The sequence below is a fragment of the Streptomyces sp. R28 genome (assembly GCF_041052385.1).
In the GTDB taxonomy this organism is placed as follows: domain Bacteria; phylum Actinomycetota; class Actinomycetes; order Streptomycetales; family Streptomycetaceae; genus Streptomyces.
This window is the reverse complement of the sequence record NZ_CP163439.1, coordinates 5,717,423-5,737,672: the sequence shown is the minus strand read 5'-3', so window position 1 is coordinate 5,737,672 and position 20,250 is coordinate 5,717,423. Positions and strand designations below refer to the sequence as shown.

The window sequence follows — 20,250 nt, the reverse complement described above, 5'->3', positions numbered from 1 at the left end:
CTGAAGCGCCAGGTTCGTAACCGCCGATGGGTGCCCGTCGCGCGGTAGGCGAGTCGCGGAGGCCACTCGGTCATCGCCAGGCCGCCTTCCGTAAGCTCTGCGCGGGGACAGCACGTTGCGTCCGTTGGTCGTCCGGATGGCCATGGATCATGTGTGAGTGTGCGGCGCGTACGAGGTTGCCCGCTGCCTGCGGGTCGCCCAGGAGCACGGCCGCTTGGAGCACGGCGCGCATCCGTGCGCACATGACGCAGCGTTCGGGTTCCGCGAGTCCGGGACGGGGCGTCGTCAGGTCAGTCAGCATCGGTTCTCGGGTCCGTCCAATAGTGCCGGCGGAAGCCCGCGCGGCAGTCTTCTTCGAGGTCACGCGCACCGCTCCCAGGTGTGGCCACCCCGATGCGAATCAGGCAGCCAACAGAGCGCGTCGGACAAGGAAATGCCGTCCTGCGACGGGCGGGACGACTCGCAGTAAGCGAGGGGCCGCACCGTGATGTCCTCGCCCTCCCACATGACCCACACAGCCCCACCGAACAGTTCCCGCAAACGCCCGATGTGTTCGCGGTGGTCGTGCTTGCCGAGTTCGCATGCCACGGAGCCCGGCAACGGCGCCGCGTCGTCCGACACCCCGCCCGCGACATCCAACGCTGCCGCCCGCATCCCTTCGGGCACGTCCAACCGCGTGCCGCACGTCATGACGCACACCCTCTTTGTTTGCAGTGTCGGCAGTCGGGGACGCGGCACGAAGGGAGCGCTCCGCGCGGAAACGCGATCACACCCGACGCCGGATCACGGATGCCGCCGTATGACATCCACCAGTCGCCGTCTGCGTGCCGCTCATGGCCCTCAACTGGGTTGGGGCCGGGAAGGCTTGAGTGGGCGCCGAGACGCCTTTCCGAGGGCGTCATGACGTGGCCTCAGTCGGGCACTCAGGGTGCACGTACGGGCGGCCGGTAGCGATGCCGAACGGCGTCACGCGCCGCACAAGCTCAAGACTCCCAAACGGCTTGTGACACCTGCGGCACTTCTCACCCTTGGGCGCGTAGGTCGTGTACTCACGCTGCTGCGCATCGGTACCCACGCCCGAACTCACAGCAACCCCCTGAGCCCGGACTCAACGTCACGCAACACCTTGGCTGTTGGATCCGTGTAACCGGTCCGAGGCACCCACTCCGGGGCACCTCGCCAAAACTCGATCCTGAGTGCTTCCCGCTCCGCCACCTCGTCAGTCCAGGGCGGAGCCGTCCCCTGATCGAACACGACCGCTCCTCTCCGTAGTGCTTCCACTACCAAGGAGATTGAGCGTGGCCTACAGTCGCCGTGTCTTCAACGTTCCAGAAACGGAGGGCACATTGGTAAATCTCAAGGAGTTGAACCCGGACGCATCGCCCCAAGCGGCCTACGGCGCGCGTCTGCGCAGCTCGCGGGAGGCACGCGGATGGACCCAAGACGAGTTGGCCGAGCGCGTGGGCTACTCGGGAAGACATATTTCGGCGATTGAAACGGGCCGCAAGCCGCCAACTCTCCGCTTCTCGCGGAGCTTAGACACGGTTCTCGGACTCACAGGGACCGCAGACGCGTTCGAGCGCGCGTGGGGCGAGATCCGAAACGGCAGCCTGCTGGAGGGCTTCCCGGAGTACCTGGGACAGGAGGCACGAGCGGCAGAGATCCGACTGTTCGAAGTAGGAGCGATCCCCGGACTACTCCAGACACCGGAGTACGCACGAGCCATGGAAGAGGGCAACGTGAAGCGGGGAACGCTCAGCCCCGAACAAGCCTCTGAACGTGTTGAGTTCCTGGCGGAGCGGCAAGCGGCTCTGATGCGGCGCACCCCGCCCATGGTGATCGTGGTCTTGGATGAGAGCTGCATCCGGCGGGCCATCGGAGGGAGCGACGTTATGGAGCGCCAGTTGGCCCATCTGATCGAGTTCGCTGACCGGCCGGACACCGCGCTCCAGCTGGCCCCCTACTCCATCGGCGAGCGCCGCCCGTTCAACCGGCTGGTGAATCTGTTGACCCTGCCTGACCGCTCCGTGATTTCCTACGTCGAGTCCGAAACCCACGGGCACTTGGACAGGGAAATCACATCCGTGCTGCCGCTGGTGAGGGCCTACCATCAACTACAGGCCGTGGCACTTTCCCAGGCGGAATCAGTGGCCATGATCGAGCAGGCACGAAAGGGCACCCCGTGACAACCGACTCCCTACCCCTCATCTGGTTCAAGTCCACCTACAGCGGCAACGGCGGATCATGCATCGAGGTTGCCGCAAACGTCGCCGCCTCGCGCGGCGTGGTCCCCGTCCGTGACTCCAAGAACCTGAACGGTCCGATCCTGGACATCCCCGCCGAGGCGTTCTCGTCCTTTGTGACAGGCGTGAAGGCCGGAGATCTTGGTGCCATATGACCCCGGCGTCGGCCGGTAAGAAGCCCCATCGTGCTGATCACGGTGGGGCTTCTCTCTGTGGGAGATCTCACTACCCGAACGAGCTCCCCAGGCTCAGCAGAAACTCAGCAGAGCAACCGGTCAGACCTACATCCAAGAGGTACCAACGGACACAACAGCAAGGCCCTGACCAGCACGTTTGCCCAGGTCAGAGCCGTGTGCTACTAGGCCGCCAACCTAAACTCGACGTTCACGAGGTGGAGGTTCTTGCAGTCGAGGGCGTACGCGAGCCCACCGGCGACGAACACGCCACCGCGGGCGATGCTGAGCACGATGTCCGGCTCGTACCCGTCGTCGGCGACGGTCTGCGCGAGCTCGCGCACGGCGACACCGAACCGCTCGTAGGTCAGATTCTCCCGCACACCAGCACTGTCGCCCATACGGCTGCTCACACCTGAGTCCGATGGAAGTTCATGAAGGACCGGGAGGCGGTCGGCCCGCGCTGCCCCTGGTACCGGGACCCGTACCGCTCGCTCCCGTACGGGAACTCGGCGGGCGAGCTGAGCCGGAACATGCACAGCTGGCCGATCTTCATGCCGGGCCAGAGCTTGATCGGCAGGGTCGCGAGGTTGGAGAGCTCGAGGGTCACATGCCCACTGAACCCCGGGTCGATGAACCCTGCGGTGGAGTGGGTGACCAGCCCGAGCCGCCCGAGCGAGGACTTCCCCTCAAGCCGGGAGGCAAGATCGTCAGGAAGCGAGATGACCTCGTACGTAGAGGCCAGAACGAACTCCCCGGGGTGCAGGATGAACGGCTCGTCGCCCTCGGGCTCCACGAGCCGGGTCAGATCCGCCTGCTCGACGGAGGGGTCGATGTGCGGGTACCGGTGGTTCTCGAACACCCGGAAGTAACGGTCCAGCCGCACATCGACGCTCGAGGGCTGCACCATGGATTCGTCGTAGGGATCGATCCGTACCCGCCCGGCGTCGATCTCGGCCCGGATGTCCTTGTCTGAGAGAAGCACGCCCCGAGGATACGCAAGGCGCGCGGCACGGCCACAATCGTGACCGCCCACGCGCCCGGCACTGCACCTGCTGTTACTGCTGCTGCGGCACCTGCTCCCGCTGCCGTTACCGCTTCTCCAGCGTCACCGGCACCACACTGCGGAGCCGGGCACACCGGGGACACCGGAGAAGCCGGCCCGGGCCGAGTCGCTCGGCCTGCTGCATCGGGAACGAAGTGGTGCTGAACACGTGCCCATCGGCACAACGGACGACGGTGCGCTCCATCAAGTCCTAGAGTCCCTTCCCCAAGAGCCGCGTCGGCTGCTACCTGCCTGACGACGAGAGGCCACATTACGGGATCAAAGGGACGGCCCTCCAGGCGGCACTCCGCCCCCGCCGGACCCTCTCCCACTCCTCCACCGTACGCCCCAACTCCGTTCCCCCGCAGCCACATCCCGCCCCCCTGAAACGCACTCAGGCCCCACGGCGTCAGCGCCGGGGGCCGGTGATGGGGTACAGTAACCAGGCGATCGGACACCGCCTCCGGATGATCACGGAGCGGGTGTCTTACGCGGGTGTAGTTTAATGGTAGAACATCAGCTTCCCAAGCTGAGAGCGCGAGTTCGATTCTCGTCACCCGCTCCATGATGAAGCCCCAGGTCAGTAGCCTGGGGCTTGTTTGTTATCTAGACCATTCTGGGGGCTCCGTGCCCTCTGCGTGCCCTTTATGCCGCCATTGTGAGACTTCCTGGTCGGGCTTCCACCCTTCTCAGGTGATGGCCGTTCCAGTCCGGCCCTTCGAGGGAAGCAGCGCGAGACAGGAGGACAGACGACACCACCTTGGCTGCACAGGCGAATGCCTGGTTCCGGTCGAGCTTTTGGAGTCGGGTGCTCCATGGCGGACTTTCCGCTGCTACAAGGGCTGGCAGAACTATTCGGGCACGTACTGGTCTGCCACAGTCCGGGTTCATGTGATCTAAGAATCGCGTCTGGAGCTCGTTCGACTACTGTTCGCCGACATTGGGGCCTCGGTACACGGCATCGTGGCCCAGCCGCTTCTGCTGCCGTACACGCCGCGTCATGACGACTGCGGGGATACCGAGCGCCAGCAGCACCGGGATCGCGGCGGCGATCCCGAACCAGAGGAAGATCGCGAGATAGCCGTAGGCGGCGTTGTCCACGTCCGCGTCCGCCTTCACCAGGAGGACGATGCTGGCCACGAACGCGACCGCCATGAGACTCGCGACGGCGATCGAGAGCCAGAGCAGGACGCCGGCCCAACGCCGGTACCTGGTACTGACCTCCTGGAACCGTGGCGGCCCGTACACGCCGGGCGGACCGGGCAAGGGACTTGGCGCCGGGCGTTGGGCCGGCCACTGATCAGACATGAGGCCCCGTTCTGCTGTGCGCGGCCCCCGAACACCAGCGTCCGCCGCCACAGCACGCACCGCGCCGAAGCGTCGTCCCCCGGGTCACTTCTTCACCGAGTCCCACGCGCCGGCGTGGAAGCTGCGCAGGAGGGCGATCAGCGCGGCCCCGAGCCGCCAGTCCACACCGGGTGCGTGTACGTGCAGTTTGTCGCCCTTGGACCTGAACTCCAGCGGGACCTGCCCGTTCGCGCGCCACCGGATGCGCCGGGGTGCGCGTGCGAAGCCGCCCTCGTTGCCAGGGACGCTGTCGAAGACGCTGATCACCAGGACCACCGTCATCAGGGGCAGCAGGAGCCACCACATCCACCACCACACGATCCTCCCCTTGAAGCCGACCGCTTCAGGGCCGCCGGGCTGGTGCACGGTCCAGCGAGTGCGCAGGCCCCTGCCGCGGAGCGCCTTCTCGCGCATGAGCGTGCCGATGACCTCGCCGTGCGCGCCGAGCACCTGAAACCTCGCGACGCCGCCGCCGGCCGACAGGGTCACCACGGTGGCCACCCGCTCCCGGCGTTGATCGTCGGCCCACAGGGCGAAGGAACGGGCCCCGCCGCCCCGGGCCGCAAGGTACGCGGACGTGCCTCCCGGCGGCAGTTCGCGCTCCACGTACACAGCCGACGGCGCCGGCCCCGACGCGTCGGAGAAGCTGACCATGCCCGCCACCTTCGCCTGACCCTGGCCGTCGACTCGTCTCGGGTCGCAGTACATGGTCAGTACGTTGCTGCTCATCCGACGTGCTCCAAGTGGTAGTCGTGTGCCCGGGCCGGCCCGGTCTGTCCCACCCGCCACTCTGTACAAGCGGTTTGAGTTGGACTATTGCGCGATCGACGCCTTCTGCTCCCTTTTCCGCACACCACCCAGTACTGCCGCCCAACACGTCCTCGAATGTCTGCCGCTCACCGATCACCGGGGTCGGCGGGTGGTTGCGTCGGATCCGGACGTCGCGGGGCCGGCGAGCCTGCCTGCCCCGCGACGTCCGGATTGCCGTGGCTCAGGCCAGGCGAGGTCAGCAGGTGCGGGAGTTGTAGGAGGCCCAATATGGGCCGCCGTCCTGAGGCGGGTAAAATCTGTAATTTCCGTCGGGCGAACGCTGCAACACGAAATCATGCGAGCCGTACGGGCTCCTGGAACCTGTCACGCCGTAATACACCACAAACAGCCACCCGTTCTGGTTGTCGATCTGCCTGATCCTGTCGCCTGCCTTTGTCCAGCTGTTCCGACCGGCGGAGCCGTCCGCGACGAGGCCCTTGTCAGCTTGGAATTTCCTCGTTGCGGCATCAGTCTGGTCGCCGAAGATGCCATCGATTCCGGACGAGGGCAGGTAACCATGTGCCCAAAGAATGGTCTGCCACAGACAGGTGACGTTCGAGGAGCGGTGCGTGGTGACGTTGACGACGCCCTCGTCATCGAAGTCGTCATTTACCTCGCCGCTGCCGTAAACGTACGCCCTGCCGCTGTAGGAGCCGCTGGCCGCCGCCGGCGTGGCGATGGTAACGGTGATGCTGAACGCCAACGCCGCGCCGACGGCGGGGACAGCCGCTTTACGCAGCACATGACGGATGGAGTGGAGCGAAGACATTGATCTCCCTGGTTGAGAATCATTCGGGGACAAGGGTGGTAAGCGCGGTGGAGGCCTTTGGATATTCGCGCCCAGTTCTTGCCTGATCAAGACTCGTTTTAGGCGATCACGCGCTCGCTTCGCCTTGATTTCAGGAGATGGAATGGAGTACGCGTGGGAGCGGCGCGGAAGTGCTCAGGTGTTGGGTCACTTGGTTCCGGTGTGTGGGGTGCCAAGCGGCCTTCCCTGGGGGGCATTTTATTGTGCGAGCAACTCCAATCCGCGAACGAACAGCGTAATGGAAATTCCCCCGTGGTTGAGTGTGGATTTCACAGCCCGTATGACGGGCACAATAGCCCGGCCCGGTCACTGAGTGTGCCGGTCGTTCGCCCCACAAGGAGGGGCTACTCGATCACGGTTCAACTACTGTTCCCTCCATGTGGCACGGGGGATACGGGGGGAACGGGCGCGGGGCGGCTGAGGCGGTGGAGGGCCCCGGGTCCAGTGAGCGTCTGTTGGATTTGGCCCTTGAGCGGTACGGAGTGTGGCTGCGGTCCACCGTGGTCTGCCTGTGCGGGGCGCTGGGCGTCGCTTCGGCGGACGGGGCGGAGATTCCCCTGGCGCTGTCGCTGCTGGTGCCCGCTCTCCTCTCCTGCGGTGTGCACCTCTACGCGCTACGCCGCCCGCTCCCGCTCGCCCCGCTGTGGACGCTGGACGCGGCCGTGGTGGTGCTGACAGGGCTGTCTCAGCCGGTGCTCGGCGGCGACGGCGCGGATGTGATGGTGGAGGCGATTGTCAGCATCTGCGTCATCACCTTCCAGCACGAGTGGGCGACGCGCCCGGTGGCCGGGGCCGCCCTGGCCGCGTCGGGGACTGTCGCCTGTGCGCTGGGCGACATCCTCTCCTCGCCCGGGCACCGCCCAGAGTTGGCGGACCTGGTGCGCATAGTTGTCCTGGCGGGCCTGTCGAGGGCCGCCTACCTCATCGTCCGAGCGCGGGCCAGGGTCGCCGACCGGTCGGCCGCGCTCAGGGCGGCGGCGCGCCGGGAGGCCGAGGTCGCCGCCGCACGGAGGGCGACCGAGCGCGAGTACCTGGCGACCCTGCACGATACGGCGAGCGCGACGCTGCTGATGGTCTCCCAGGGCGACGCCCGGGACTGGTCGTGGCTACCTCAGCGTGCCAGAGAGGATCTGGAGGCACTGTCCGCCGTGCCCGGATTCGAGACGGGAAGCGTCGACCTCGCGGCACTTCTCGGCTGCGTGCCCGGGGGCCCCGGGGGTGAGGGACAGGCCATGGTGCAGCTCAAGACGCGCATCGACGGCCCGCTCGCCGTCCCGTCCGGCCCTGGGCTCGCGATATTCAGCGGGGTCCGGGAGGCCGTCACCAATGTGGCACGCCATGCCGGGGTGCGGGAAGCGGAGCTCAGGGCATGGGCGGAGGGGGACGGTGCCGTCGTCGTCGAGCTGTCCGACGCGGGACGGGGCTTCGACCCGGAGTCCGTTCCGGCGAGGCGCCGGGGCATCTCTGGTTCCGTCATCGGCAGGATGCACGCGGTCGGCGGCTGCGCCACGGTCACCTCACATCCGGGCGCCGGAACCCGCGTGCAGTGGCGCTGGCAAGCCCAGGCCCGGGCGCCACAGGCAGGGCACGAAGCGCAGGCGGCGGACATGCCGCGCCCGACCCGCGCCCGGGCGCACACGGCCGTCGTCCGCCTCATCCGCAGGCAGCTGCTGCACGGCGCCCAACTGGCCGCGCTGCTGATCAGTCTGCTGTCACAGTTCATCTTTTCGCTGCAGCAGGTCACGGCCTACCAGAGTGTGTACCAGCCCGCGTGGGCGCAGACGGCGGGCTACGTCTGCCTCGCCGCCGTCGCGGTGACCGGGGCCGCCTATCTGCTGCGTGGCAGGCAGATCCCGCCAAGGGTGCGGGCGTGGAGCCTGGGTTCGGTGCTGACCGTTTCGGCGGTATGCGCGTTCACGCTCGCGCCGGAGCGGTTGACCGGTGCGGAGGACTGGGCGTTCGGACTGGTCGGCTGGCATGCGCTGTTCCTGCTGGCGGACCTGCCGGTCAGGGCGTTCGCGGCGTTCCTCGGGGCGCATGTGGGGCTCAACGCGATCGCTGTGTTCCTGTCGGGGGCGCCAACCGTCGCGGAGTCGGCCGTCATGGGGATCACCGCGATCACCACCTGCGGCTTCCAGCTCTCCGTCGGTGTACTCCTGACGCGCCTGCTCCACGGTACGGCGCCGGAAGCGGGCACGGAGGCCGCGCGGGAGGAGGAACTGCGTACCCGGGAACGCATCCACGAGGACATGCAGCGTGATCACAAGGAGCGCTACCGCGCGCTGACGGCGACGACAGTGCCGCTACTCATGGGCCTTGGGCACGGTGTGCTGAGTCCGCACGACGAGGAGGTCAGGCTGCGGTGCGGGGTGGAGGCCGCCCGTATGCGCCGCCTGTTCGCGGAGAGCGACGCCGTCTCCGACCCGCTGCTGAACGAGCTGCGGGCATGCGTCGAGGTGGCCGAACACCAGGGGGTGACGGTGAGCCTTGCCGTACGAGGCCGGCCGCGTGAGGTGCCTGTGCAGGTACGCAGGGAGTTGATCGACCCGGTGGCGGTGACCCTGGGCCACGCCCGCTCGACCGCGCGGGTGACGGTCGTGTGGACCCCCCGCGCGGTACGTGTGAGCGTGGTCGGTGTGAACTGCGCCGACGGCCGCAGCCCGGGAGATGCCGCCCCCTCGCACAGCCCTGCCACGGACGCGAAGGTGTCGGTGGCCAGAACAACGCGCGGCGGAAGTGTGTGGGTGGAGGCCAGCTGGAGCAAAACGGCGGCCTCGGAAGTTGACCGGACATGAGCAACAGCGCACCCGTCAGCGTGGTCATCATCGACGATCATCCCGCCATCGTCTCGGGCGTGGAGATGTGGTACGCCGCATCTCCACGGCCCATCACCGTGCTTGCGTCCGGCTGCTCCGTACGGGAAGCCTGGACCGATCCGGGCAGCACGGCCGATGTCGTCATCCTGGATCTGCAACTGGGCGAGCGCGGTCCCGCCTTCGGGGACCTCCGAAGACTTGTCGACGCCGGGCGGCAGGTGGTCGTCTATACGATGCGTGATGACGAGAAGACCGCGCTCAGCTGCCTGGACCTGGGAGCCGCGACCTTTCTGACCAAGAGCGAGGGCCAGGACCACTTGGTCGAGGCGACGCTGGCAGCAGCCGATGAGCGGCCCTACATGCCGCCCGCGCTGGCCGGCGCGCTGGGAACGAACGCCCGCGCCGACCGGCCCCAGCTCTCCGCGCGCGAGGAGAACGTGCTCATCGAGTGGTTCCAGTCGGAGTCGAAGGAGCTGGTCGCGCAGCGTCTCGGCATCTCCGTACGGACTGTCAACTCGTATCTGGACCGGGTACGGATCAAGTACGCGAACCTCGGCCGCCCAGCACGGACCAAGGCAAGCCTGGTCGCCCGCGCCATCCAGGACGGGCTGGTCGACGTGGACGACCTCTGAGCTCGGCTCTGAAGTTCAGACCGTCGCTGTGCTTCCGTCCATGTCGGCGGACCAGAGAGCGCGGTCAGGAGCCGGATCACGGGAAGCAACAGGTTGATTCTCTGTGCGCCCTCAGCCGGGCAGGGCGTGCAGGTTCTTGCCGTGCAGGGCGAAGACATGGGTGCCGTCGGTGGCCACAAGCCATGCGTGGTAGTCGCCGGAGTTGTCGTTGAACGTCCAGCGCAGGGCGCCGGTTTTCGTGTCGAAGGCGTGGATGCCACCCCGCTTGTCGAGGTCGGTGGCGCCGTAGAGGGTGCCGCCGACCCTGACGAACTGTCCAGGTGCCTGGGCTTTCGCGTCCGCGAGGTCCTTGGACCGCCAGCTTTCCTTGCCGGTCTGCGGCTCGATGGACCGGAGTGTCTTGCTGCTGTCCGCGATGAAGAGCTCGTCTTCCAGCACGGCCGGCTCCTTGAAGGTGCTGAAGTCCCCGGTCTGCACGGACCACTTCTCGGCGCCGTCGGCCAGGTTGAAAGCCTGGAGCCTGCGCCCCTGCGGGACGATCACCAGATCCCGGTGGACGGCGAAGGTGCCGTAGTTCGTCTTCGTCGTCTTGTGCGTCCATATCTGCCTGCCGGTGGCGGTGTCGCGCACCGTGAGGTTCTGCTTGAAGTCGGTGTAGACGAGGTGGCGGCCTTGAACGGCTGCGTGTACGCCGTTCTGTTGGGTGCCGAGGTCCCGCATCTCCCTCCACACCATCTTGCCCGTGCTGCTGTTCAGCGCAGCGATCACGTTGGTACGGGACGAGCCGTCGTCCTCAAGGATCTCGGCGATGACGTACACCTGCCCGTCGTCCACCGCGATCGGCCTCGGTTGCCGGTACTCCTTGCCCAGGTGACCGCGCCAGGTCTCCTTGCCCGACGCCGGGTCGTACCCGCCGACGGTGCCGTCGTATGCGCCGCTGGCCAGGTACAGGGTGCCGTCGCTGACCAGCAGCGGCGCACCGGGGACGGCGCCGCCCGGCAGTGACCACCGCTCCTTGCCGGTCGCTGCGTCGAGAGCGGCCAGCGGATCACCGGTCGCGATCACCATGCCGTCCACAGCCACGAGTTCGTCGCGGTCCCCGTAGGTCTGCGCAGAGGTCGATGTCGTCCACAGTGCCTTGGGGGCCTGCCCGTCCTTGGGGGAGGCGCCGGGGCTGCCGGTGCCCTCGCGGCGCGGGCGGGCGCTGTCTGCGGGGCCTCCGCCGCCGGTCACGTCCTCGCGGCAACCGGCGGCTCCGGCTCCCAGTGCGGCCAGTGCGAGGCCATTCCCCGCCAGCCGAAGTGCCCGCCGCCGGGAAGGCGTTCCGCCCGTTGCGCTGTGCCCCGTAAGCATGTTGACGTACCCCCGTCAATATTCCTGATCAGTTCGCGCGCCCACTGCAGGAGCCGTCCGCGGCAGCCGGAGCGGCCATCGTGACTGTCACACCAAGCGACGCCGCGGCCAGAAGGGCCATGACAAGCACGCTCCCAGTTCGGTTCCTGCTGCGCGTCGTCAAACCTCTCCCCGGTATCACTGGTTGACGTCTGAGGTCTGCGCGCCCGCCATGGCCGGTGTCAGCCCCGTACGACGGGCACAGTAGCCCGGCCCGGTCGCTGAGTGTGCCGGTCGTTTGCCCCGCAAGGAACGGCCGCTGCACACAGGGGAATACGCGCAGGGTTGCAGGTTGGAGGCTCTGGCGTGACCGTCCTTCGGGGGCTCGTGCTGGTCGTGGGCGGTTGTCTGCGGCCTTGCTGGTCTGTCAGCGGTTGACTTCAGGATCGGTCAGGACGATAAGGGCGCACAGGAGAGCAGTGGCGTGGCCGGGGGCGGTGCGGAGTTCAGTCAGGACGCGTCACACCTTCAGGTTTGCGAATCCGTGTTCGACGGGGCGCGTGAGGCGGCGAGGATGCGGTTGGCCTGCATCCGGCCGGGGGTGAGCTTGTGGGCGCGGGTGGCCTTGTAGCCAGTGCCAATGACCAGGTCATCGGAGTCGTCGGGCTTGTTCATGCCGAGTAAGCCGAGGTCGGCGAGCAGGTCGACCATCTCGTCGCGCCAGCGCCGCAGGGCGGACTCGGGCACGCCGTTGCCGCCGACCAGGTCGAGCAGGCGTTGATCGCGCCGCAGCATCGCGAGCACCAGCACGGCGATCCGTCCAGGAGGCAGCGACCGCCTTGGGGAGCGGATCGCTTCAAACGCGTCCGCATCAGATCACAACTCCGTCACCGCTGCAGCCCCAGCGCCCCACCTGCCGCACCATGTCCCAACTCGTATCACGCCAGGGGGGATCATGCGCATCCGCACCACCACCGCGGCCGTCGCCGCCATACTCGCCGTCACCGTCGGCTGCAGCAGCGACAACGGCAGCGACAACAAGGCCGGCACCACCAAGAGCAGCGCACCCGAGGCGTCGAGCGCCGCGGACGACAGCGGCCCCAAAAAGGACGTCGGCATGCCACCCGAGCCCACCGGCACCGAGCGAGCCGCCGTCCTTGCCGCCATCCATGACGTCAACGGCAACCTCACCCATGACGAGGACAAGGCCCTCGACGCGGCCCGCAACCAGTGCGCAGCCCTCGATGACGGCGCGACGAACCCAGACCACAGTGCCGCACAGCGGTTCTCCTACGCCGGCGTCACGCTGACCGATGACGACGGAAGTCATATCAACTCCGGACTGCGCAAGACGCTCTGCCCCGATTCCTGAGAAGCACGGACGTTCAAGGATCCGTAACTCGGGTGGGGCCACCGCTCGCGGTGTTCATGTCCGGGTGGGCTCGGCGGCCGACATGGCAGACGTCGACGAGGAAGCCAGGGCGGCCTCTGTCGCATACGGAGAAGTAGTGCCGTTACTCGTCACCCCGACCTACGGCTCTGCACCGGACTACGCGGTCAACGTGACCTGGCGCGGGCGCTTCGGGCGCCGTGAGACCTGGACGTACTTCGTTCTCTGACAGCGCCTCTGCGATGTCCCTGTACCGGGACCACTCGTACTCGGCCGCAACGCGGCTTCAACGGCTGATCTCCGCACAAAGGGATTCCTGAGTCGTTGCACAGTCAGCGGTGCCGACAGCGCCCCGTTCGGAGGCCCGTGCCCTCCGCGTGCCCGTAAGGACGGAAAACCACGGTCAACAGCGGTGCAATCGGACCGGCAAGATCAATCCAGAGAATAGGCATCTGCGCTGGTCAGAACCATGAGGCCCACCCAAGCGCCGTCGCTTCCCAAGCTGAGAGTGCGAGTTCGATTCTCGTCACCCGCTCCGGTCCGGCGGATCGTCTGGCTCGGCAGCAACTCCCTGCCGTCGGTCGTCCTCGGAGTTCCGGTAGATCAGCGCGGCTTTCTCGGACTGTCCGGCGCGGACCAGCACTCCCGTGCTCGTGGTGGCGCAGGTCGAGGAGAAGGACGAGTGCGCCGCCAAGATGGTGTCGCCGATGTGCGCGGATTGAGTGACGCTGCCGCCGGGGCCCGGCTCCATGGACCGGGACCCGGCGGGGTCAGCGAGGTCAGCGGACGTCGACGTAGTCGCCCGTGGCGGTGGCGGGTGCGGTGGTGGACGTGCCGGCAAAGGTGTAACGCCAGTAGCCGTCCGTCGTCGCCCTCGCTGTGGTCTTCAGGTTCCCGGAGCTGTCGGTGGTGATCGTCTTCACGGTCGTGTACGTGGACGTCCCCTTCTTGCGGAACTGGAGCTTCGCCTTCTGGCCGGCGTAGCCGTGGTGGCCTCCCAGCGTCTCCCAGTCCGCGCGGGAGAGCTTGCCGGTGATGGTGAGGGTCTTGCCCTTGGTCACCGGCTCGGGAGCCGCGTTGGCCGTCAGCGTCGCGTCACGCAGTAGGGGCGCCGACTTGGCGGCGTGCAGGTCGACGTGGCCCGTACCGTCCGCTGCCTCGGCCCAGGCTGCCAACTTCCAGGTGCCGGCGAGGGAGTTGCGGCCGAGGGTCCAGCGCGGGTGGATGTAGGCGAAGTGCGCCTCGCAGGTGGACGTGGTCGCGTTGACCTTGGTGCAGGCGGCCGGCCAGGTGCCGTAGAGGACGGCGTCAGGGGTGTCGTACGAACCCTTGTAGAGGTACATGTCGCCGCTCGCGATCCCGGACGGGGCGGTGGCGGTGAACTTCGCCTTGAAGTCCTGCAGCGGCTCGTCGGTCAGTTCCACCGGCTTGCCCGCGTTGACCGTGACGTTCGAGATGCGGGTCGCCCCCACTGTCTCGTCGCCGTGCGGCGCCGGGCCTGCGAACGCCCGCGCGATGGTGCGGCGGAGGCTGCCGCCCTGTTCGTCGGCGGCGGTGACGCGCAGCGAGACGAAGGAGGCGGTGGCGGGGACGTCGAGAGTCGCCGAGCCGTCCGCCGCGACGGCCAGGTCCGTCCAGGTCGTGCCGTCGTCCGTGGAGTAGGCGAGCCCGGTGATCCTGGTGTTCGCCTCCGCCGCATCCGTGGTGCGGGTGGTCGCGCTCGCCTGGACCCGGACCGTGCCGGCGGCCGCGCGGCCGAAGCCGTCGAGTCCCGGAATGCTCAACCGGGCGTCGATCAGCGGGAGTTCCCGGCCCTCCTCGTATTCCGAGCGGAACGTCCACTCGTTGCGTACGTCCGTGGACAGCCGGGAGTACGGCACACGGCGGTGGACGGTCTGGTCGAGGGTGTACGTCCTCTGGAACGACGGCAGGCTGGACGACGTCACCCTGCCGTATGCGTCCAGGCCATCGGCCTGGGCGTAGGTGACGCCGTCGGAGGAGGTGAGCTTGTACGAGTACGTGGCGCGGCTGTCGATTCCCGAGTGGCCGGTCGTGTCGCCGAAGGTGCTCGGCTCGTACAGCGACATCTTCCCGAAGTTCCGCTTCGAACCGCCCTCTTCCCGGCGCACTGGCTGCAACGGGGCCGCGCCGAGGGTCTCGCCCGCGCCGGTCCCGGCGGCCGACGTGCGGTCCGGGAGGTTCAGGCTCAGCTCGCCGGTGCCGTAGGCCATCAGTCGGCTGTAGGTGATGCTCGGGGTGGCGTACTCGGTGACGGAACCACCGACCGGCACCGCGGCGCCGATGTAGACGCCCGTCTCCTCTCCGAAGGACGGGACGCTCTGCAGGGCGGCCGTCGTTCGCGTGCCCGGGGCGCCAACCTTCGTGACGCTCTTCGCCAGGGCCGACGTACGGACCGTCTTGACGGGCGAGGCGGGCACGGTGGTGGTGAAGCTGTGCGTGAGGTCGTAGCGGTAGGGGCTCGGCACGCTCGCCGAGGCGCCCTTCTTGCCGAGCACCTCGTGCAGGCGCAGCGAGACGCCGCTGACCGAGAACGGGGTGACGTACACCTTGTCGGCTCCCGAGCCGGCGAAGCCCGCCAGGTCGCCGCCCGGGACGCTGATCCACACGGCGGACGCGTGCCGGGTGGCGGTGGTGTCGTCGGTGCGGACCGCCGTCTCCTTGGCCGCGCGCTCGTCGAAGGTGACGGTCCTGGCGACCGAACCGACCGAGAAAGTACTGGTGAGCAGGTAGCTCGGCTCTTGCCAGTCGTTGTGCAGCGCGACCGAGAAGTAGTCGCCCGGGGGCAGCTTCACTGTCGACGAGCCACCGGCGGTGTCGCTGTTGACGGCGTACGACGTCCAGGTCCGGCGGTCCCAGACATAGAACAACTTGGACCGGACGTCGGCGTTCGTGATGCTCAGCTTGACCGAGTACGTCGACGCGGCGGCGTTCGCCGCCGTGGGAACGCTCCGCCTGGCTTTGGTTCGCGCGGTCAGGGGAAGCTTCGCGGTCATGCGATCAGCCGCGGACTTCCCGGTCGGCCGCACGGACACCGTGCCTTGGACCGACGCGACGGAGTAGCGGGGTGCCTGCGCGGCGCCTTGCGCGTCCGCCACCATCCGGACGTCCCGTCCGTCGATGAGCTCGACGCGCCCCTTGTCCCCCATCTCGAAGCCGCGCCCGACGCCGAGCGCCGCGTCCTTCACCGACGAAACCGCCCCTACCGTGGCCGGTCCGCCGCCCGACGCCGTCGCCACGGGCGCAAGCAGTGTCGAGGTGGCCAGCGCCGCTCCGCACAGCCCCGCCGCCGCGCGTCTTCGAACCGGTCTCTTGCGAAAAACAGACATCAACTGCCCCCCTGGCCCTATCCCCTGAGACCGCCCCCGGCACGTCTGTCGCAGGTGACGATCAGCTCACTCTAAAGGGATTTCCCGGGATCGCCGGCTTGTTTGTCATGCGCACCGATACTCCGTGGGCCTGCCGGGTCTACAGGGTGCAGCCGATGAGCCGGACCGTGATCGACCTGCCGGGAGAGCGGCAACCTGGCCGGCAGCTCTACCGCGGCAGCGGCGTCGGCACTCCGTTCCACTGCAGGACGGTCGGGAAACACCGCGCACTGCTGTACAGGTTCCGATGGGATCCTCACCCCCGCTGCCGGACCGGGATGGCCCACGCTCCGCTCCTCCCACGCGGCGATCCGCTGGAGTGCGCTCCGTCCCTACCAGGCCGACTTCCGGCATGTCGCGTCTTCCGCTGTTTGCGGCGTCTACCCTCACCCGAGCAGCTACGGTCCCAGCGCAACGGCACTGCGTAGCCGGTTTTCCTCGCCTTGGGAGTTTCGGTTTGGACGGCCAACCATCATCGTCAGGAGCAGGGTCCGCGGTATACGAGGCCGCGGACGGGATGACAGCGGACGAGATCGACGAGACGCTGTCCGCCATGGCCCGCGCCGCGACCGACCTCCTCCGGGAATGCGAAGCTGCGCAAGAGCGCATGGAGGAATGCGACGACCTCAGCGAAGCCGAGATCCGGGACCGCGCAGGGCAACCGGGCCTGCCTTATCGCCCGGAGTGTGTACTGCTGTCGATGCGTCTCCAGCTCGCCACCGACTCAGCGAAGAAGTACCGGGATGCCGCACGCGAGTTCGTCAGCTGGTGGACCGATGTGGCGATGGCGGCATGGAAATCCTCGGTCCTCGGCACGCCCATCACGCGCGCACGCGTGGGAGGGGCCGCGCCGGGCACTCTGATGACCAAGGAAGAACTGGCTCTCTTGCCCGCAGTGGACGAGCGCAACGTCAGCTCACGGAGCTGAGCGCGTTTCTGGGCGTACCTGACGCGACGGTCGAGACCTCGGTCCTCCCCGACGACGAGCCGGAGGCCAGACGACGACGTCTCTGGGGCAATTTCTGGATCGAGCACCGCATCCCAGCTCTCCCCGAACCACATGAGTTCGACCTCCTCCTCGCCCATACGCCGAACCATGCCGCGGAGCGCCTGCGAACCACTGCCGGGGCAGTGATCCGAGCGGCTTCAGCGGGACAGCGCATATCCGAGATGGAGGACGTCCACGGCCCTTGGACCCCCGCCGAAATGGCCGAGTACGACCGCCTCTCGGAACAGCTGAGCAGCTTGACCACCCGCCTCGCCGACTTCGCGCAGGCGATCACCGTCAGCCTGCCCGTAGTGCGTGCCGCACACAGCAGCCGAGGCGACGATCGCGGCTGATCTGCTGATCCTGTTGCTGAAACGGATTGCCGACCGTCAGGCGTCGATTACCCGACCCACCCCTTGCCGCCCAGTCGATATATAATCGATGGCGTCATTGATATCGATGGAGGTGCACTCATGAGCCGAACAGTGATCGACCTGGATGATCAGCTGGTCGCCGACGTGGCCAAGGCCCTCGGTACCAGCACCAAGAAGGAGACGGTGAACACCGCGCTGCGCGAGGTGCTGGAGAACCGGCGACGGGCCCTGGCACTCACCCGCCTGCGGGCGTCGGCGGAAGAGGGCGCCTTCGACCTCGATCTCTTCGAGGACAAGGGGAACTACCGCCGGTGAACGCCGCGCAATACCTGATCGACACCAGTGCGCTCGCCCGACTGCTTCGCGGCGACGCCGAGCAGTTCGGATGGGACCAGGCGGCAGCCGCCGGGCTCATCGCCACCTGTCCCATCACCGAGCTGGAGTTCTTCTACAGCGCGCGTTCCCCCGCCGACCGCGCACAAGGTACCGAGGACATGCGCCTGCTCTTCGGCTGGGTGCCGGTCGACGACCGTGCCTACGACCGCGCCTGCCGAGTCCAGGAGCTTCTCACCCAGCGCGGACAACACCGCAGCGCCGGGGCGGTCGATTTGGTGGTGGCCGCCACAGCCGAGTTGCAGGGACTGACGCTGCTGCACCGTGACCGGGACTTCGAGTGCATCGCCGCCGTCACCGGCCAGGCACTCCAGTGGTACGGCCCTGAAGCCGGCAAGTGAGCCAGGTGCTGGCGGGACGCTTCGCCGGATGGCTCCGCACTCGCGAAGCGCTCCCCGGGCTGGACATGCGAGCCCATCGAGCCGAGAACGGAGCCCGTTCACTTTTGCACTCGGCCTGCCGCGCTTCAAAGCCGTGCCCACAGCGTGCCCATAAGAGCGGACAACCACGGTCAACAGCGGTGCGAACCAGTTCTCGCGAGGCGGCCGCTACGCCACATAAGCGCAGGTCAACGATTACATGACCTTCCAAGCGCCGTCGCTTCCCAAGCTGAGAGCGCGAGTTCGATTCTCGTCACCCGCTCCATGGAGAAGGCCCAGGTCGGAGACCCGGGCCTTTTTGCTGTCCCTGGTGATCATTGCGTGTCAGACGGTTCACCGGAAGGCCGTGTCCCGGCGAGAGGCTTCCCAGGCTGGGCATGTGAACCCCCCGGCCGTTCCCCAGGCCGGGTGTCAGAGGCGTGCGGCAGGATGTCGAAGGACGGTGCCGTCCCGGATCTGCCGGGGTCCGGCGAGGGAGCTCCGGGGGAGGACGATATGCCGAAGATCTCGAAAGGGCGGCGCGTGGGGCAGGCCGCCGTGAACGCGCTGCGCTCCCTGTTCGAAGAGCACGACCACATCGTTCAGGAAATTTCCGGGCAGAACGATTTCGGCGAGGACCTCTACGTCACCTTCACCCACAACGGGCATCTCACGAGCGACACGATCAAGGTTCAGGTCAAGGGTGGGAGCAGCCGGCGCCGAGGCAACGGCTACGCGGTGCGTGTCGACCAGCACGGCGACACCTGGGCGAACGGGAACATCCCCGTCTACTGCGTGGTGTACGACCCTGACACCAGACAACTGCACTGGGCGAACGGAACCCAACAGCTCCGTCGGTCCGGTCCGCTGAGTCCGCCGCGCTTCATCGGGGTCAGCCCCAACGCGGTGCTGGACGACACCACCATGGAGTCCTTCGTCGCCCAAGCCCGCCGCTACGTCGGGCGTTATCGAGATCGGCAGGCCGTCCTCACCCACCTCGGCGAGATGTCCGGCGTCGAATTCGACCCGGCGGACCACGTTCTGCACTTCGTCAACGGCTACGACGAGGACCTCATCTTCTGGAAGCGCCCGGGGGACCGTGTGGCGACGCTGCTGCTCAGCGCCCAGGACTGGGAACCGGTTCTCGTCACCCTGGAGTCCCTGATGCGCAACCGGATCGACATACCCGAGGAGATAAGAGGCGGTGAATCCCCGGACCCCGATCTGTGGACCGCCGAGGACCTGGAGCTCAGCCCGTCCGAGATCATGTGGGCGACCTCGTGCTTCATGTCCACCCGGGAGGCCGACGAGGGGCCGGGGGACGACGCCATTGGCCCCGTCGAGTGCGCGGGGTGCCCTGACTGCACGGACGAGGAGCCTGTAGAGCACGGCCGGATCGAGGCCGACCTGCTCCACGACTACCTCCTCGCCCGTATCCTCGACCGGATCGACGCCGAGCCCGACCTGATGCGGCGATCGATCCTGGCCATGCGCGAGGACGGCGAACTCGGACCGGAGATCGTCGCCGAGCTCGGGCCTCTCGAAACCGAGCCCCGTGTCGTCCGTCAGGTGAACAGGTTGAGCCGGGCGACAGTGTCGACAGTGGACGACATGGAGCCGGGGGCCTTCCAGCTGGCCGTCCTCTACCTCATACACCGCGTCTACATCGGCGGCCCCTCGCTCCCCCTCGGCAAGCAGGTCCGCATCGTCTGGCGCATACCCGAGCCCACGGCATCCGAGAATGATCAGGCTCCGTCCGCCCGGACGTGACCAACCCGCTGAGTGACACCCGCGCCTCGGTCGCGGCCACGAGCAGCTGCACAGCGATCCTCAGATGTCACCGGTCCCTGGCCGATTCCGCCAGGGCAGTCAGGGACTCCCCGCGCAGCATGGTCCGTCAGGGCATCCCACAGCCCGGCCGGTGGGGCTTTGGTACGCCGTGCCTTCCTGCCGTGCTGGCCCAGGTAGTCCGCGAGTCTGACCCTGCTGGTGGGGAGGCGAGTTCTGCCGGGTTCGCGGGCGTACACAGGTGTCAGGGGCCCCGAGTGCCGCGCGAAACTGGGCTCAACTTCAAGAGAGCGTGCCCGATGTCCCTGTCCGCCACCATGTCATGCCCGAGGCGGCGGGCGTCCATGACCGACTCCATCAGGGCCC

20 protein-coding genes, 1 tRNA gene and 1 pseudogene are annotated in these 20,250 nt (G+C 67.6%); 12 read left to right on the top strand and 10 right to left on the bottom strand.

Translation table 11 applies throughout. The annotated features are described in order from the left end of the window. Positions 1–360: 360 nt before the first annotated feature. Positions 361–690 (bottom strand): hypothetical protein, encoded by a 330-nt coding sequence (locus AB5J49_RS25585; RefSeq protein WP_369171007.1) that lies wholly within the window; start codon positions 688–690, stop codon positions 361–363. A 656-nt stretch (positions 691–1,346) separates the two neighbouring features. Here AB5J49_RS25585 and AB5J49_RS25580 point away from each other — a divergent pair. Continuing rightward, a complete protein-coding gene (locus tag AB5J49_RS25580; RefSeq protein WP_369175256.1) occupies positions 1,347–2,186 on the top strand; it encodes a Scr1 family TA system antitoxin-like transcriptional regulator in 840 nt (279 codons plus the stop codon). After that, positions 2,183–2,398 (top strand): DUF397 domain-containing protein, encoded by a 216-nt coding sequence (locus tag AB5J49_RS25575; protein ID WP_369171006.1) that lies wholly within the window; start codon positions 2,183–2,185, stop codon positions 2,396–2,398. Before AB5J49_RS25580 ends, AB5J49_RS25575 begins: the two co-directional genes overlap by 4 nt. A gap of 218 nt (positions 2,399–2,616) precedes the next feature. Here AB5J49_RS25575 and AB5J49_RS25570 read toward each other — a convergent pair. Together AB5J49_RS25570 and dcd are read right to left on the bottom strand one after the other, a co-directional pair. Beyond that, positions 2,617–2,817 (bottom strand): annotated as a pseudogene (locus AB5J49_RS25570) (phosphoribosyltransferase); the annotation flags it as partial. An 8-nt stretch (positions 2,818–2,825) separates the two neighbouring features. Beyond that, a complete protein-coding gene (gene dcd, locus AB5J49_RS25565; RefSeq protein ID WP_369171004.1) occupies positions 2,826–3,401 on the bottom strand; it encodes a dCTP deaminase in 576 nt (191 codons plus the stop codon). Positions 3,402–3,952: 551 nt separating this feature from the next. On the opposite strand from dcd, the gene AB5J49_RS25560 reads away from it, so the two are divergent. Further along, positions 3,953–4,026: transfer RNA gene (locus AB5J49_RS25560), tRNA-Gly, on the top strand. Between the two features lie 359 nt (positions 4,027–4,385). On the opposite strand, the gene AB5J49_RS25555 is transcribed toward AB5J49_RS25560, so the two are convergent. Next, positions 4,386–4,601, bottom strand: coding sequence for a hypothetical protein (locus tag AB5J49_RS25555; protein WP_369171003.1), 216 nt, complete (start codon positions 4,599–4,601; stop codon positions 4,386–4,388). On the opposite strand from AB5J49_RS25555, the gene AB5J49_RS25550 reads away from it, so the two are divergent. Then, entirely contained in the window at positions 4,591–4,761 is a 171-nt protein-coding gene (locus tag AB5J49_RS25550; protein WP_369171002.1) for a hypothetical protein, read from the top strand. The genes AB5J49_RS25555 and AB5J49_RS25550 overlap by 11 nt on opposite strands. Before the next feature lie 92 nt (positions 4,762–4,853). Here AB5J49_RS25550 and AB5J49_RS25545 read toward each other — a convergent pair whose 3' ends face one another. Then, a complete protein-coding gene (locus AB5J49_RS25545; RefSeq protein WP_369171001.1) occupies positions 4,854–5,537 on the bottom strand; it encodes a hypothetical protein in 684 nt (227 codons plus the stop codon). A 277-nt stretch (positions 5,538–5,814) separates the two neighbouring features. Beyond that, positions 5,815–6,387 carry a peptidoglycan-binding protein gene (locus AB5J49_RS25540; protein WP_369171000.1) on the bottom strand — a complete coding sequence of 191 codons (573 nt, stop codon included), beginning with the start codon at positions 6,385–6,387 and terminating at the stop codon, positions 5,815–5,817. 494 nt (positions 6,388–6,881) lie between these two features. On the opposite strand from AB5J49_RS25540, the gene AB5J49_RS25535 reads away from it, so the two are divergent. Together AB5J49_RS25535 and AB5J49_RS25530 are read left to right on the top strand one after the other, a co-directional pair. Further along, positions 6,882–9,221 carry a sensor histidine kinase gene (locus AB5J49_RS25535; RefSeq protein WP_369170999.1) on the top strand — a complete coding sequence of 780 codons (2,340 nt, stop codon included), beginning with the start codon at positions 6,882–6,884 and terminating at the stop codon, positions 9,219–9,221. After that, positions 9,218–9,874 (top strand): response regulator transcription factor, encoded by a 657-nt coding sequence (locus tag AB5J49_RS25530; RefSeq protein ID WP_171059849.1) that lies wholly within the window; start codon positions 9,218–9,220, stop codon positions 9,872–9,874. Before AB5J49_RS25535 ends, AB5J49_RS25530 begins: the two co-directional genes overlap by 4 nt. Positions 9,875–9,985: 111 nt before the next feature. Here AB5J49_RS25530 and AB5J49_RS25525 read toward each other — a convergent pair whose 3' ends face one another. Together AB5J49_RS25525 and AB5J49_RS25520 are read right to left on the bottom strand one after the other, a co-directional pair. Further along, complete coding sequence (locus tag AB5J49_RS25525) at positions 9,986–11,227, bottom strand: PQQ-binding-like beta-propeller repeat protein (protein WP_369170997.1); 1,242 nt, start codon at positions 11,225–11,227, stop codon at positions 9,986–9,988. A 507-nt stretch (positions 11,228–11,734) separates the two neighbouring features. Continuing rightward, positions 11,735–12,016: a hypothetical protein gene (locus tag AB5J49_RS25520; protein WP_369170996.1), complete on the bottom strand. Its 282-nt coding sequence runs from the start codon at positions 12,014–12,016 to the stop codon at positions 11,735–11,737. A gap of 145 nt (positions 12,017–12,161) precedes the next feature. Here AB5J49_RS25520 and AB5J49_RS25515 point away from each other — a divergent pair, with 145 nt between their 5' ends. Next, on the top strand, positions 12,162–12,578 hold the full coding sequence (locus AB5J49_RS25515) for a hypothetical protein (protein ID WP_138044266.1): 417 nt from the start codon (positions 12,162–12,164) through the stop codon (positions 12,576–12,578). A 544-nt stretch (positions 12,579–13,122) separates the two neighbouring features. Here AB5J49_RS25515 and AB5J49_RS25510 read toward each other — a convergent pair. Both AB5J49_RS25510 and AB5J49_RS25505 read right to left on the bottom strand, forming a co-directional pair. After that, the gene (locus tag AB5J49_RS25510) at positions 13,123–13,347 is read right to left on the bottom strand and encodes a hypothetical protein (RefSeq protein ID WP_369170995.1); all 225 of its coding nucleotides are present in this window, start codon (positions 13,345–13,347) and stop codon (positions 13,123–13,125) included. 28 nt (positions 13,348–13,375) lie between these two features. After that, entirely contained in the window at positions 13,376–15,853 is a 2,478-nt protein-coding gene (locus tag AB5J49_RS25505) for a hypothetical protein (protein WP_369170993.1), read from the bottom strand. 646 nt (positions 15,854–16,499) lie between these two features. Between AB5J49_RS25505 and AB5J49_RS25500 the strand changes: the two genes are divergently transcribed. The 5 genes from AB5J49_RS25500 (at position 16,500) to AB5J49_RS25480 (ending at position 19,866) form a co-directional block, all read left to right on the top strand. Further along, entirely contained in the window at positions 16,500–16,910 is a 411-nt protein-coding gene (locus tag AB5J49_RS25500; protein WP_369170992.1) for a hypothetical protein, read from the top strand. Between the two features lie 242 nt (positions 16,911–17,152). Further along, on the top strand, positions 17,153–17,323 hold the full coding sequence (locus AB5J49_RS25495) for a hypothetical protein (protein ID WP_369170990.1): 171 nt from the start codon (positions 17,153–17,155) through the stop codon (positions 17,321–17,323). 120 nt (positions 17,324–17,443) lie between these two features. Beyond that, positions 17,444–17,659, top strand: coding sequence for a type II toxin-antitoxin system VapB family antitoxin (locus AB5J49_RS25490; RefSeq protein WP_020113663.1), 216 nt, complete (start codon positions 17,444–17,446; stop codon positions 17,657–17,659). Further along, entirely contained in the window at positions 17,656–18,078 is a 423-nt protein-coding gene (locus tag AB5J49_RS25485) for a PIN domain nuclease (RefSeq protein ID WP_369170988.1), read from the top strand. The genes AB5J49_RS25490 and AB5J49_RS25485 overlap by 4 nt, the downstream gene beginning before the upstream one ends. A 534-nt stretch (positions 18,079–18,612) precedes the next feature. After that, positions 18,613–19,866: a DUF4365 domain-containing protein gene (locus AB5J49_RS25480; RefSeq protein ID WP_369170986.1), complete on the top strand. Its 1,254-nt coding sequence runs from the start codon at positions 18,613–18,615 to the stop codon at positions 19,864–19,866. Positions 19,867–20,250: the final 384 nt, after the last annotated feature.